Origin of the sequence: Sphingobium sp. (assembly GCF_032153725.1) — a bacterium.
GTDB lineage: Bacteria > Pseudomonadota > Alphaproteobacteria > Sphingomonadales > Sphingomonadaceae > Sphingobium.
The window spans coordinates 1-13,076 of record NZ_JALDYQ010000011.1 but is presented as its reverse complement, the minus strand read 5'-3'; the positions used below and the strand labels follow the sequence as shown (position 1 = coordinate 13,076).

10 protein-coding genes are annotated in these 13,076 nt (G+C 65.9%); 9 read left to right on the top strand and 1 reads right to left on the bottom strand.

The genetic code is table 11. The features are described from left to right. Position 1 precedes the first annotated feature (1 nt). From RUH75_RS05600 to RUH75_RS05575, 6 genes are read left to right on the top strand one after another with little or no spacing between them, the layout of a single operon-like run. Positions 2 to 1,285, top strand: a complete 1,284-nt coding sequence (locus tag RUH75_RS05600; RefSeq protein ID WP_313803022.1) for an FAD-binding oxidoreductase — start codon at positions 2 to 4, stop codon at positions 1,283 to 1,285. Beyond that, entirely contained in the window at positions 1,285 to 2,817 is a 1,533-nt protein-coding gene (locus RUH75_RS05595) for an ABC transporter substrate-binding protein (protein WP_313803021.1), read from the top strand. The genes RUH75_RS05600 and RUH75_RS05595 overlap by 1 nt, the downstream gene beginning before the upstream one ends. Beyond that, positions 2,817 to 3,797 carry an ABC transporter permease gene (locus RUH75_RS05590; RefSeq protein ID WP_313803020.1) on the top strand — a complete coding sequence of 327 codons (981 nt, stop codon included), beginning with the start codon at positions 2,817 to 2,819 and terminating at the stop codon, positions 3,795 to 3,797. The genes RUH75_RS05595 and RUH75_RS05590 overlap by 1 nt, the downstream gene beginning before the upstream one ends. Continuing rightward, positions 3,794 to 4,615 (top strand): ABC transporter permease, encoded by an 822-nt coding sequence (locus RUH75_RS05585; RefSeq protein WP_313803019.1) that lies wholly within the window; start codon positions 3,794 to 3,796, stop codon positions 4,613 to 4,615. The genes RUH75_RS05590 and RUH75_RS05585 overlap by 4 nt, the downstream gene beginning before the upstream one ends. After that, entirely contained in the window at positions 4,612 to 6,456 is a 1,845-nt protein-coding gene (locus RUH75_RS05580; RefSeq protein ID WP_313803017.1) for an ABC transporter ATP-binding protein, read from the top strand. Before RUH75_RS05585 ends, RUH75_RS05580 begins: the two co-directional genes overlap by 4 nt. Before the next feature lie 34 nt (positions 6,457 to 6,490). Beyond that, entirely contained in the window at positions 6,491 to 7,816 is a 1,326-nt protein-coding gene (locus tag RUH75_RS05575; protein WP_313803015.1) for an FAD-binding oxidoreductase, read from the top strand. Positions 7,817 to 8,006: 190 nt separating this feature from the next. On the opposite strand, the gene RUH75_RS05570 is transcribed toward RUH75_RS05575, so the two are convergent. Then, positions 8,007 to 9,479, bottom strand: coding sequence for an aldehyde dehydrogenase family protein (locus RUH75_RS05570; protein ID WP_313803013.1), 1,473 nt, complete (start codon positions 9,477 to 9,479; stop codon positions 8,007 to 8,009). 201 nt (positions 9,480 to 9,680) lie between these two features. Here RUH75_RS05570 and RUH75_RS05565 point away from each other — a divergent pair, with 201 nt between their 5' ends. From RUH75_RS05565 to RUH75_RS05555, 3 genes are all read left to right on the top strand, one after another. Next, complete coding sequence (locus tag RUH75_RS05565; protein ID WP_313803011.1) at positions 9,681 to 10,553, top strand: GNAT family N-acetyltransferase; 873 nt, start codon at positions 9,681 to 9,683, stop codon at positions 10,551 to 10,553. Next, positions 10,550 to 12,013 carry an NAD-dependent succinate-semialdehyde dehydrogenase gene (locus RUH75_RS05560; protein WP_313803009.1) on the top strand — a complete coding sequence of 488 codons (1,464 nt, stop codon included), beginning with the start codon at positions 10,550 to 10,552 and terminating at the stop codon, positions 12,011 to 12,013. Before RUH75_RS05565 ends, RUH75_RS05560 begins: the two co-directional genes overlap by 4 nt. A 118-nt stretch (positions 12,014 to 12,131) precedes the next feature. After that, positions 12,132 to 13,076 (top strand): tartrate dehydrogenase (locus tag RUH75_RS05555; RefSeq protein ID WP_313803007.1); only part of this gene is annotated, 945 nt, incomplete at its 3' end.

The following is a 13,076-nucleotide window of genomic DNA, read 5'->3' as shown; positions in this document are numbered from 1 at the left end:
GATGAGCGCATCCCCCCTCTCCTACTGGCTCGCAAGCGCGCCCGCCTTCACCGGCGGGGCGCAAGGCGGCGTCGAGGGCAAGGCCGACGTCGCGATCATCGGCGGCGGCTTCACCGGGCTTTCGGCGGCGCTGGCGCTGGCGAAGCGTGGCGCGAGCGTCATGCTGCTGGAGACGGGGAACGTCGTCGGGGAGGCTTCAGGGCGCAACGGCGGCCAGTGCAACAACGGCACGGCCCATGATTATGGGGCTTTGTCCGCGCGTTTCGGCAAGGACATCGCCAGGGCCTATTATCGCGCCCATTGCGACGCGGTGGACATGGTCGAGCGCATCGCTCTGGAGGAAGGCATTGATTGCAACTTCCGGCGCTGCGGCCGGGTGAAGCTCGCCGCCAAGCCCCAACATTATGACAAGCTGGTGCGCGCGCATGACCTGCTGGCGGCGGAGGTGGACGAGAATGTCCGCCTCGTGCCGCCGGAGCGCATCCGCGAGGAAGTGGGATCGGACGCCTTTCACGGCGCGCTGATCCAGACAACCAGCGCGCAATTGCATCCGGCGCGCTTTGGCGTTGGTTTGGCAGAAGCGGCGGCGCGGGCGGGCGCGAAGATTTACGAGCATGCCGAAGTCACCGGCCTCGACCGGCTGGCGAGCGGCTGGAAGGTGACGACGCCCAAAGGCTCCGTCACCGCCGGTCAGGTGCTGGTCGCGACTGGGGGAGCGCCAGCGGCGGCACCGTTCGGCTTTTTCCGGCGGCGCATCGTGTCGGTGGGCAGCTTCATCATCGCCACCGAGCCGCTGGACGATGCGATGATCGATCGGCTGCTGCCCGGACGGCGCAACTATGTGACCAGCAAGAATATCGGCAATTATTTCCGCCTGACCGCCGATAACCGGCTGATCTTTGGCGGGCGGGCGCGCTTTGCTATCAGCGATCCGCGATCCGACCTGAAGAGCGGCCACATCCTTGAACAGACGATGGGCGAGATTTTCCCGGCGCTGAAGGGCGTGGGCGTCGATCATGTCTGGGGCGGGATGGTCGACCTGACCGCCGACCGCCTGCCGCGCGCAGGCGAGCAGGACGAGCTTTTCTATTCCATGGGCTATAGCGGCCATGGCGTGCAGATGGCGACCTATATGGGCCAGATGATGGCGCGGGTGATGGGGGGAGAAAATTCCGCCAACCCGTGGGACAGCCTCGACTGGCCCAGCGTCCCCGGCCATTTCGGCAAGCCCTGGTTCCTGCCGCTCGTCGGCCTGTGGTACAAATGGCAGGATATCATCCATTGATGGACGACTTTTCCTTTTCCCGGCGCGACATGCTGGGCGCACTGGGGGCAGGCCTGCTGCTGCCCGAAGCGGCCTTCGCAGCGCCAGCCAAGCCGCGCGTCGGCGGACGCATCCGCGTGGCGAGCCTTTCCAGCTCCACCGCCGACACCCTCGACCCGGCCAAGGGCGCGCTGTCGACCGATTATGTGCGCCATTATATGTTCTACAACGGGCTGACCCAGCTCGACCGGAACCTCGTCCCCCGCCCCGCGCTGGCCGAGCGGATCGAGAGCAGGGACCAGCGAAACTGGCATATCCGCCTGCGCCGGGGCGTCACCTTCCATGACGGCGCGACGTTGACGGCCAAGGATGTCGTCTGGTCGCTGCTGCGGCATAAAGACGCTGCCGTCGGTTCCAAAATGGCGTCGATCGCCGAGCAGTTCGGGGAGGTGAAGGCGGCGGGGCCGCTCGACCTGACGATCCGCCTGACCGGTCCCAATGCCGACCTGCCGACCATCCTTGCCCAGTCGCATTTCCTGATCCTGCGCGCCGGGACAAAGGATTTCCACAACGCCAACGGCACCGGCCCCTATCGCTGCGCCCAATTCCGCCCCGGCGTGCGGACGCTGGCGCGGCGTAACCCCAATTATTGGCGCAACGGCAAGCCCTATCTGGAAGAGATCGAGCTGATCGGCATTCCCGACGAGGTCAGTCGCGTCAACGCGCTGCTGTCGGGCGACGTCCACCTGATCATCGCGGTCAACCCCCGCTCGACCAAGCGCATCAAAGCCTCCAGCCATCACGCGCTGCTGGAAAGCCAGTCCGGCCTCTACACCAACCTCATCATGCGGCAGGATGGGGCGCCGACCAACAATCCCCATTTCGTCGCGGCGATGAAATATCTGGTCGACCGGCCGCTCATCAAGCGGGCGCTCTATCGCGATTATGCGACGATCGCCAACGACCAGCCGATCCCGCCCTTCCACCCCTATCATCGCGCCGACCTGCCGCAGACTTCGCTCGATCTGGACAAGGCGAAATGGCACCTCCAGCGCGCGGGCCTGACCGGCGTGCGGCTGCCCGTCTATGCCTCCCCGGCGGCAGACGGATCGGTCGACATGGCGTCGATCATGCAGGAATATGGCTCGCGCGTGGGCCTCAACCTCGCGGTCAACCGGGTGCCGGGCGACGGATATTGGTCGACCCACTGGATGAGGCACCCGCTGACCTTCGGCAACACCAATCCGCGCCCGACCGCCGACCTGATCTTCAGCCTTTTCTACAAGTCCGACGCGGACTGGAATGAGTCCGGCTGGAAGAACCCCCGGTTCGACCGGCTGCTGCTGGAAGCGCGCGGCGAGGCCGATCAGGCCCGGCGCAAGCAGCTTTACGGCGAAATGCAGGGGCTGGTGCATGACCGCTGCGGCGTCGCCATTCCGGTCTTCATCAGCCTGATCGACGGTTACGACCGGCGATTGAAGGGGCTGCAATCCATGTCCACGGGCGGGCTTATGGGCTATCAATTTGCCGAAAATGTGTGGTGGGAAGGCTGATGGCGGGCGGTTCATCCACTTCTGGCGTCAAGGCGGCGTTGAGCCTTACGGCCAAGCGCTTCGCCTCCTCGTTGCTCACGCTGTTTCTGGTGTCGCTGGTGGTCTTCACCATCGCGCAACTGCTGCCCGGCGACGCCGCTCAGGAAGCGCTGGGCCAAAGCGCCACCGCTGAGCAGGTCGCCGCGCTGCGTCATGAAATGGGCCTCGATCGCCCTGTCCATGAGCGCTATGTCAGCTGGCTCAGCGGCATGGTGAGCGGCGATCCCGGCCAGTCGCTGGTCGCCAATCTCCCCGTTTCCGAAGTCATCTCCAGCCGCCTGCCCAACAGCCTGTTGCTGGCGGCCCTCAGCGCTCTGGTCGCGGTGCCGGTGGCGCTGGCCATCGGCATAGGTTCCGCCATGAACCGGGGTGGACGGCTCGACCGGGCGCTCAATATCTCTACCCTTTCCATGGTCGCCGTGCCGGAATTTCTGGTCGCGACGCTGGCGGTGCTGATCTTCTCGGTGAAGCTGCGCTGGCTGCCCTCCATCGCGCTGGTCGCGGATGATATGAGTTGGGGCGACTATCTGCGCGGAGCGGCGATGCCGATCCTCTGCCTCAGCATCGTCGTCATCGCCCAGATGGCGCGCATGACCCGCGCCGCCGTGATCGACCAGATGGACAAGCCCTATGTCGAAATGGCGGTGCTGAAGGGGGTCGCGCCGGTGCGCGTGGTGCTGCGGCATATCATGCCCAATGCCGTCGCGCCGATCGTCAACGCCATGGCGCTCAGCCTTTCCTACCTGCTGGGCGGCGCGATCATCGTCGAGACGATCTTCAACTATCCCGGCCTCGCCAGCCTGATGGTGAATGCTGTCACCAGCCGCGACATGCCGCTGCTCCAGGCCTGCGCGATGATCTTCTGCTCGGCCTATCTCATCCTCATGCTGATCGCGGACGTCACCGCCATCCTCGCCAATCCAAGGCTGCGCGCGCAATGACCGCTTCCTTCCTCCGCTGGGCAAAAGCCCTCCCGCTGTCCGGCAAGGTCGGGCTTGGCTTCGTCCTCTTCTGGCTGGCCGTGGCGGTCTTCGGGCCGATGCTGGCGCCCTATCCGGTCGGCGCCTTCGTCGCCTATGACGTGTTCGACGGCATGTCGGCGCAGCATATGCTGGGCAGCGACTATCTCGGCCGCGACGTGCTGAGCCGCCTGCTGTCGGGCGCGCGCTACACGGTCGGCCTCGCCGCCGCCGCCGCCATGCTGGCGAGCGCGACCGGCACCGCCCTTGCCCTCACCGCAGCCGTCGGCGGACGACAAGTGGACGAGCCACTCTCCCGCTTCATGGACACGCTGATCTCCATCCCGTCCAAGATCTTCTCGCTGGTGCTGGTGGCGGCCTTCGGTTCCTCGCTGGCGCTGCTGCTGCTGATCGCGGCGGTGACCTATGTGCCGGGCAATTACCGCATCGCCCGTGCGCTGGCGGTGAACCTTGCCCAGATGGACTATGTGCAGGTGGCGCGGGCGCGCGGCGAAGGCCGCTTCCACCTCGCGCTGCGGGAAATCCTGCCCAATATGATCCACCCGCTGCTGGCCGATTTCGGCCTCCGTTTCGTATTCATCGTGCTGCTGCTGTCGGGCCTCAGCTTCCTCGGCCTTGGCGTGCAGCCGCCGGACGCGGACTTGGGCTCGCTGGTGCGTGAGAATATCTCCGGCCTTGGCGAAGGCGCGCCCGCGATCATGATGCCCGCCATCGCGATCGCCACGCTGACCGTGGGCGTGAACCTGCTGATCGACGGCCTCAAGGGGAAGCGTTCATGACCGCTCATGTCCCAAATACCCCTCATGTGGAAGTGAAGGGCCTGCAAGTCACCGCCCGCAACGCAGCAGGCGAGACGTTCCCCATCGTCAGCGACATCGACTTCGCGCTGAAACGGGGCGAGGTGCTGGCGCTGATCGGGGAATCCGGCTCGGGCAAGACGACCATCGCGCTTACCTTGCTCGGCCACGCCCGCCCCGGCGCGACCATCTCCGGCGGCACCATCCGCGTGGGGGACAGCCAGATCCTCTCGCTCGATGCCAAGGGTCTGGCGGCGCTGCGCGGCAACCGCATCGCCTATATCGCCCAGTCGGCGGCGTCGGCCTTCAACCCCTCGCGCACGATCATGGATCAGGTGATCGAACCGGCGCTGATCCACAATCTCATGCCCCGTGCGCAGGCCGAGAAGAAGGCGGTCGAGCTGTTCCGCGCGCTGGCCCTGCCCTTCCCCGACACCATCGGCTTGCGCTATCCGCACCAGCTTTCCGGCGGGCAGTTGCAGCGATTGATGGCGGCGATGGCGCTCGTCACCGATCCCGAACTGGTGATCCTGGACGAGCCGACCACCGCGCTCGATGTCACCACCCAGATCGAGGTGCTGCGCGCCTTCAAGTCCGTGGTGCTGGAGCGCGGCGCGACCGCCATCTACGTCTCGCACGACCTCGCCGTGGTGGCGCAGATGGCCGACCAGATCGTGGTGCTCAACCAGGGCCGCATCCGTGAAAAGGGCGCGGCGGATCAGGTACTCCACCGCCCTGCGGACGATTATACGAAAACGCTGATGGCGGCCGCCCGACCCGCTGTGCGCCCCGCGCCCAGACAGGTCGATCTCCCCGCCGCACCCCTGCTCGAAATCCGCAACATGACGGCGGGCTATGGCAAGATCGGCAAGGACGGCATGCCCCGCATTCCTGTGCTGCGCGACATCAATCTGAAGATCGAGCGCGGCGCGACGCTGGGCGTGATCGGGGAATCCGGCTCCGGCAAGTCCACCACCGCCCGCGTGATCGCCGGCCTGCTCCCGCCAGCCCAGGGCGAAGTCCTGCTGAACGGCGAACCGTTGCCTCCCGGCCTCAAGGGCCGCAGCCGCGAGCAGTTCCGCCGCATCCAGCTGGTGTTCCAGAATGCCGACACGGCGCTGAACCCGGCGCATACGGTCGGGCAGATCCTCGCCCGCCCGCTGGCCTTCTATCATGGCCTCAAGGGCAATGCGGCGCGGCTTCGGGTGCTGGAGTTGCTCGACCTCATCCGCCTGCCCGCTTCGGTGATCGACCGGCGCTGCGGCGGGCTTTCGGGCGGACAGAAGCAGCGCATCAACCTCGCGCGCGCGCTGGCTGCCGATCCCGAACTCATCCTCTGCGACGAAGTCACCTCAGCGCTCGACACGGTGGTCGGCGCCGCGATCCTCGACCTGATGGCGGAGCTGCGCAAGGAACTGGGCGTGGCCTATATGTTCATCAGCCACGACATCTCGACGGTGCGGGCGATCTGCGACGATATCCTCGTCCTTTATTCGGGCAATATGGTCGAAACCGGCAAGCGCGAAGGCTTTTCCGAGGCGCCCTTCCACCCCTATACCGACCTGCTGATCGGCTCCGTGCCCGAAATGCGCGCGGGATGGCTGGAGGAAAGCGGGGCTGGCCGTTCGCTCCCGTTGATCGGCGCGTCGGCGGATGAGCCCGATCTCTGCCGCTTCCTCGCCCGCTGTCCGGCGCGGATCGACGGGCTGTGCAACATCACCCCGCCGCCGCGCCACGCGCTGGCCAAGGGTAATATGATCCTCTGCCACCATGACGAAGAGGATTTGATCAAATTCCAGGGCCTCGCCGCATCAGCGGCATGATTCCCCCATCATCGCGAGAAAGACCGGATTTCCCATGCTTCCACCCATCGCCAAACTGGAATCCTCGCCGGAGCTTCCTTCCTCTGCCGATTATGTGATCATCGGCGGCGGCATCATCGGCGTGTTCACCGCTTATTATCTGGCGAAGCGCGGCGCGAAGGTCTGCCTGATCGAAAAAGGCGTGATCGGTGGCGAACAGTCCAGCCGCAACTGGGGCTGGTGCCGCCAGCAGAACCGGGACGAGCGCGAACTGCCGCTGGCGAGCAAGAGCCTCGACCTGTGGGAAGCCTTCGCAGCGGAGAGCGGCGAAAATGCGGGCTTCGAACGCACCGGGCTGCTCTATCTCAGCAATGATGAGGCAGAGATCGCGCAATGGGCGCGCTGGGGCGAGTTCGCCCGCACCATGGGCGTCCAGACCCATATGCTGAACGGCGCGCAGGCGACCGAGCGCGGCCGGTTCAGCGGCAAGCAATGGCGCGGCGGCGTATTCGCGCCGACCGACGGCATTGCCAACCCGGCGGAGGCCGCGCCCGCCGTCGCCCGCGCGATCATCAAGCTCGGCGGCACCGTGCTCCAGAATTGCGCCGCGCGCGGGCTGGAGACGACCGGTGGCCGGGTGTCCGGCGTCGTGACGGAAAAGGGCGTCATCCGCACCAATGTCGCCATTCTGTCGGCGGGGGCATGGGCGTCCAGCTTCTGCCATCAATATGGCCTGCGCTTCCCGCAATCCTCGGTGCGCCAGTCGGTCATGCTGGTCGGCAACGGCCCCGGCGACCTGCCCGACGCGCTGCACACGGCGGGCATATCCATCACCCGCCGGGGCCAGTCCGGCCATCTGCTGTCGATCAGCGGCCGCGCCCGCGTCGACCTGACGCCGCAGAAATTCCGCTTCGCGACCGATTTCGTCCCCATGTTCTTCAAGCGGCGCAAGAACCTCGCCATGGGCGGATGGGAAGGCATGCGCGCAGGGCATGAAACGCTGAGCAAATGGGCGCTGGACCGGGTGACGCCGATGGAACGGATGCGTATCCTGGAACCTCGGCCGGACGGCAGGGCGCTGGACCTGACCCATGAACGCGCCATCGACCTGATCCCGGCCATCCGGGACCTTCCAGTGACCGCCCGCTTTGCCGGCTTCATTGACAGCACCCCCGATTCCGTGCCGGGGATCGGCGAATTTGCGGCGCTGCCTGGCCTTGTACTGGCGGCGGGGTTCAGCGGCCATGGTTTCGGCATCGGGCCGGGCGCGGGCCATCTGATCGCCGACATGGTCAGCGGCGCCACGCCGATCGTCGACCCGGCATCCTATCACCCCTCGCGCTTCGATTCCTCGCAGCGCCTGCGCGTGGCGGATTATTGAGCGGGTTAAAGGCCGCCCTCCAACTGCAACGTGCTCCTGCGAAGGCAGGAGCCTAGAGCGCGCTGCGCGTTTAATCGGAGGCAGGACGCATCGTTTCAAGCGCAAAACCGGTTCCCACTTTTGCGCACGATGCTCTAGTTCCGCCGTTTGGACTGGGCTCCTGCCTCCGCAGGAGCACCGAACGCCCAGATCAAAATTCGATCAACGCCGTCTTGGTCTTGAGGTTCGCCATATAGGCTTCCCGCCCCAGGTCCTTGCCGATCCCGGACTGCTTGTAGCCGCCGGTCGGCAGGATGAAGTCGTTGCTCCGCCCATAGCGGTTGACCCACACCGTCCCGGCCTCCAGCGACCGCGTGGCCCGCAGCGCCCGCGCCACGTCGCCAGTATGGACGCCCGCCGCGAGGCCATAGTCGCTATCATTGGCGAGCGCATAGGCCTCATCCTCATCGGCGAAGGTTTGCACCGTCAGCACCGGTCCGAAAATCTCGCCCTGCACGGCTTCGCTCTTCTGATCGACATTGCCGAGCAGCGTCGGCGCGAAATAGCTGCCCTCCTGCGGCGAAGTGGCGCGACCGCCACCGGCCAGCACCTCGGCGCCCTCGGATATGGCCCGCTTCACGATTCCGTCCATCCGGTCGAGCTGACCTTCGGAAATAATCGGTCCCAAGGTCGTATCGGTACGCCAGGTCGGCCCGGCCTTATGCGCGTTGAAGGCCGCCATGATCCGGTCGATCACCTGATCCGCCACCTTCTCCTGCACCAGCAGCCGCGACCCCGCGACGCAAACCTGCCCGGCGTTCAGCGTGATCGCCCGCGCCACCATGGCCGCCGCCTTGTCCAGTCCGGCATCGGCGAAGACGATCTGCGGACTCTTGCCGCCCAGTTCCAGCGTCACCGGCTTGGGTCCGGTTTCGGCGCAGGCCGCCATGATCGCAGCACCCGTCCGGGTGGAGCCGGTGAAAGTGACCTTCGCCACCTCCGGCCGCCGCACGAGCGGATCGCCCACCGATCGCCCGTCACCCTGCACGATGTTGAACACGCCCGCAGGCAGCCCCGCCTCAACAGCCAGTTCGGCCAGCCGAACGATGCTGAACGGCGTCATTTCCGAAGGCTTCAGAACCACGCTGTTCCCCGCCGCGATGGCAGGCGCGATCTTCCATCCCGCCATCACCAGCGGCAGGTTCCACGGCGCAATCGCCGCGACCACGCCATAGGGTTCCGTGATGGTCAGTCCCAGCTTGTCCGGCGTCGTCGCCGCCACCTCGCCACCGACCTTGTCCGCCCATTCCGCGAAGAAGCGGATGGTTTCGGCGGTGTAGCTCAAATCCCAGGCGTTGATCTCATTTATCGTGCGGGTCGATCCCAAGGCCTCCAGCGGCGCCAGATTGGCCGCATCCGCCTCGATCAGATCGGCCCAGCGGCGCAGCACCTTCATCCGCCCGCGCGGATCGGCCTGCGCCCAGCCGCTTTTCTTATAGGCGGCCTGCGCATTTTCCACCGCCTCGGCCAGTTGCCCCGCGTCCACGCTGTCCAGCTCAGCCTGCACCCGCCCATCCGAAGGACGGCGCACGGTGATCGCCTGCCCCCGCCCTTCAACCCGGCGGCCGCCGATGAAGTTGTTGGACTTTGCCAAGCTGACAAGATCGGGGTTGAAACCGTCCACGGCATAATCTCCTGTTACACGCCTGCGCAGTAAAATAGGGCAGCGTGGCGGCATTTGTTGCAGCTGCGCCGGAAAGACTGCGCGATAATCTTCCAAAAAAAATGCGAAGGCGGCAGCCAATGCTTACAGGCCGCCCTTAATGTCCCAGGCACTGATTCATGACGAAGGGCGGGCTCCCCTTCCCGCCAAGGAGCAAGACGCATGGCGACAGGCATAGAGGCGATGGTGGACCTGCGGCGAATGACCGCGGAGGATTTGGCCGCCGCCCACGACCTTTCCCACGAACAAAAATGGCCACACCGGATCGAGGATTGGGAGATGCTCTTCCAGCTCGGCTTCGGTTATGTGGCGGAGCGCGACGGCCCGGACCATCAACGGGAGATCATCGGCACTGCCATGGCATGGCTCTATGGCGATGATGCCGCGACTCTGGGCATGGTGATCGTTTCCCCGCACGCGCAGGGCATGGGGATCGGCCGCCGCCTGATGGATGCGGTGCTGAACGACCTGGGCGACCGCACGGTGATGTTGAACGCCACGGACGAAGGCGCGCCGCTCTACCGCAAGCTGGGCTTCGAACCGGTTGGCCCGGTATTCCAGCATCAGGGCGCGGCCTTCGCGGTCCCCATGGCGGAACTTATCCCTGATGAACGCGTCCGTCCGCTGGGGAGCAAGGATATGGATGTGCTGCGTGATCTTGCCGCCCAAGCGACCGGCATGAACCGCGACGCGCTGCTCGACGCGCTGGTGCCGGGCGCGCAGGGCGTGGTGCTGACCCGCAGCAATGAGCCGGTCGGCTTCGCCCTCTTCCGCCGCTTCGGGCGGGGTTATGTGGTCGGGCCGACCATCGCGCCCGACACCGGCGGGGCGAAGGCGCTGATCTCGCACTGGCTGGGTTCCAACAGTGGCATGTTCTGCCGCCTCGACGTGCCGGAGGAAAGCGGATTGGGCAGCTGGCTGGATGAGCTGGGCCTGCCCTGCGTCGGTCGCGTCATGCGCATGGCGCGCGGCAAGCCGATGGATTCCGGCACCGCCTTCAAGACCTTCTCCCTCACGACGCAGGCCCTCGGATGACACTCTCGCTCAACAATCCCTCGCTGCTGATCGAACGCGCCTATATCGGGGGCGAATGGGTCGGCGCCCAGGCCGGCGCGACGCTGCCGGTTGACAATCCGGCGACCGGCGCGATCATCGGCACCGTGCCCGACTGCCGGGAGGCTGATACCCAGGCCGCCGTCGCCGCAGCGCAAGCCGCCTACCCGGCGTGGCGAGCGAAAACCGCCGCCGAGCGCGCCGCGCTGCTGGAGCGCTGGAACGCGCTGGTGCTGGACAATATCACCGATCTCGCCCGCATCATGACGGCGGAACAGGGCAAGCCGATCGCGGAATCGGAAGGCGAAATCCGCTACGCCGCCAGCTTCATCAAATGGTTCGCGGAGGAAGCCCGCCGGATCGAGGGCAGCATCATCCCCGCGCCGGAGGCCAATCGCCGCATCCTCGTCATGAAGGAACCGGTCGGCGTTTCCGCCGCGATCACGCCGTGGAATTTCCCGGCGGCGATGATCACCCGCAAATGCGCGCCTGCCCTCGCCGCGGGATGCCCGGTGGTGATCAAGCCGTCCGAACTCACCCCCTATACCGCGCTGGCGCTGGTGAAGCTGGCGGAGGAAGCGGGCTTCCCGGCGGGCGTCATCAACATGCTGACCGGCGACGCAGCCGCGATCGGTGGGGTCATGACCGGCAGCCCTGTCGTGCGCAAACTGTCCTTCACCGGTTCCACTCGCGTCGGATCGCTGCTGATGCGCCAGTCCGCCGACACCATCAAGCGGCTGAGCCTGGAACTGGGCGGCAATGCCCCGCTGGTCGTGTTCGACGACGCGGACCTGGACCTTGCCGTCGCCAGCACCATGGCCAGCAAGTTCCGCAACGCCGGGCAAACCTGCGTCTGCGCGAACCGCATATTGGTGCAGGACGGCGTGTACGAAGCCTTTGCCGAAAAGCTCGCCAAGGCCGTTTCCGCGCTGAGGGTCGCGCCGGGCGACCAGCCGGGCAGCACCATCGGCCCGCTGATCAATGCCGCCGCCGTCGCCAAGGTGAAGGATCATGTCGAGGATGCCCTGTCCCACGGCGCAAAGATCTTTGCCCGGGCGCCCGAAGGCGCGACCGGCGAACGCTTCGCCACGCCCGTCGTGCTGACCGGCGCGACCCGCGAGATGCGGCTGGCCGAGGAGGAGACGTTCGGTCCCGTCGCGCCGCTGTTCCGCTTCACCCATGAGGAGGAAGGGATCGAACTCGCCAACGCCACCAGCTACGGGCTTGCCAGCTATTTCTACACGGAAAACCTCCATCGCGCCTTCCGCGTGGCGGAGCGTCTGGAAGCGGGCATGGTCGCGCTCAACACCGGCGGCATCTCGATGGAAATGGCGCCCTTTGGCGGGGTCAAGATGTCCGGCCTCGGCCGCGAAGGCGCGCATCTGGGGATCGAGGAATATCTGGAGACAAAGGCTTTCCACGTCGGCGGGCTGAAGCTCTGATTCCACCCCAAGCGGTTCCGTGTTCCTGCGAAGGCGGGAACGCAGTCCCGCCGTCTGAACTGGACTCCTGCCTACGCAGGAGTACGTCACGCAACTCTTAGGCGCAGGAAAAACCGCCATGGCCCGCAATTACAGCATCTCCGTCATCCCCGGCGACGGCATCGGCAAGGAAGTCATGCCAGAGGGCATCCGCATCCTCGAACGCGCCGCCAGCCTCTACGGCTTCACCATCGAGCAGAAATGGCACGACTTCGCCTGCTGCGATTATTACGCCAAACATGGCCAGATGATGCCCGACGACTGGAAGGTGCAGATCGGCGATCCCGACGCGATCTTCTTCGGCGCGGTCGGCTGGCCCGATACGGTGCCCGATCATGTCTCGCTCTGGGGATCGCTGCTCCAGTTCCGGCGCGAATATGATCAATATGTGAACCTGCGTCCGGTGCGCCTGATGCCGGGCGTCCCCTGCCCGCTGGCAGGTCGCGAGCCGGGCGATATCGACTTCTGGGTCGTGCGCGAGAATACCGAGGGCGAATATAGCTCGGTCGGCGGCAAGATGTTCCCCGGCACGCCCCGCGAAGTGGTCATCCAGGAAACGGTGATGACCCGCCATGGCACGGACCGGGTTCTCCGCTACGCCTTCGAACTGGCTGCGACGCGGGAGCGCAAGCATGTCACCTCCGCCACCAAGTCCAACGGCATCGCCATCACCATGCCCTGGTGGGACGAGCGGGTGGAGGAAATGGCGAAGAACTACCCCAACGTCACCCATGACAAATATCATATCGACATCCTGACCGCGCAGTTCGTGCTGAATCCGGACCGTTTCGACGTGGTGGTGGCGTCCAACCTGTTCGGGGATATCCTGTCCGATCTCGGCCCGGCCTGCACCGGGACGATCGGGGTTGCCCCGTCGGGCAATATCAACCCGGACCGCACCGCGCCTTCGCTGTTCGAGCCGGTTCATGGATCGGCGCCGGACATCGCCGGCAAGGGGATCGCGAACCCGGTCGGTCAAATCTGGTCGGCGGCGATGATGCTGGAGCATCTGGGCGAGGCGGAA

What these genes read in the sequence shown, in the direction of transcription:
- RUH75_RS05600 (WP_313803022.1), top strand. Translation starts at nt 2, where the DNA reads ATGAGCGCATCCCCCCTCTCCTACTGGCTCGCAAGCGCGCCCGCCTTC.
- RUH75_RS05595 (WP_313803021.1), top strand. Translation starts at nt 1,285, where the DNA reads ATGGACGACTTTTCCTTTTCCCGGCGCGACATGCTGGGCGCACTGGGG.
- RUH75_RS05590 (WP_313803020.1), top strand. Translation starts at nt 2,817, where the DNA reads ATGGCGGGCGGTTCATCCACTTCTGGCGTCAAGGCGGCGTTGAGCCTT.
- RUH75_RS05585 (WP_313803019.1), top strand. Translation starts at nt 3,794, where the DNA reads ATGACCGCTTCCTTCCTCCGCTGGGCAAAAGCCCTCCCGCTGTCCGGC.
- RUH75_RS05580 (WP_313803017.1), top strand. Translation starts at nt 4,612, where the DNA reads ATGACCGCTCATGTCCCAAATACCCCTCATGTGGAAGTGAAGGGCCTG.
- RUH75_RS05575 (WP_313803015.1), top strand. Translation starts at nt 6,491, where the DNA reads ATGCTTCCACCCATCGCCAAACTGGAATCCTCGCCGGAGCTTCCTTCC.
- RUH75_RS05565 (WP_313803011.1), top strand. Translation starts at nt 9,681, where the DNA reads ATGGCGACAGGCATAGAGGCGATGGTGGACCTGCGGCGAATGACCGCG.
- RUH75_RS05560 (WP_313803009.1), top strand. Translation starts at nt 10,550, where the DNA reads ATGACACTCTCGCTCAACAATCCCTCGCTGCTGATCGAACGCGCCTAT.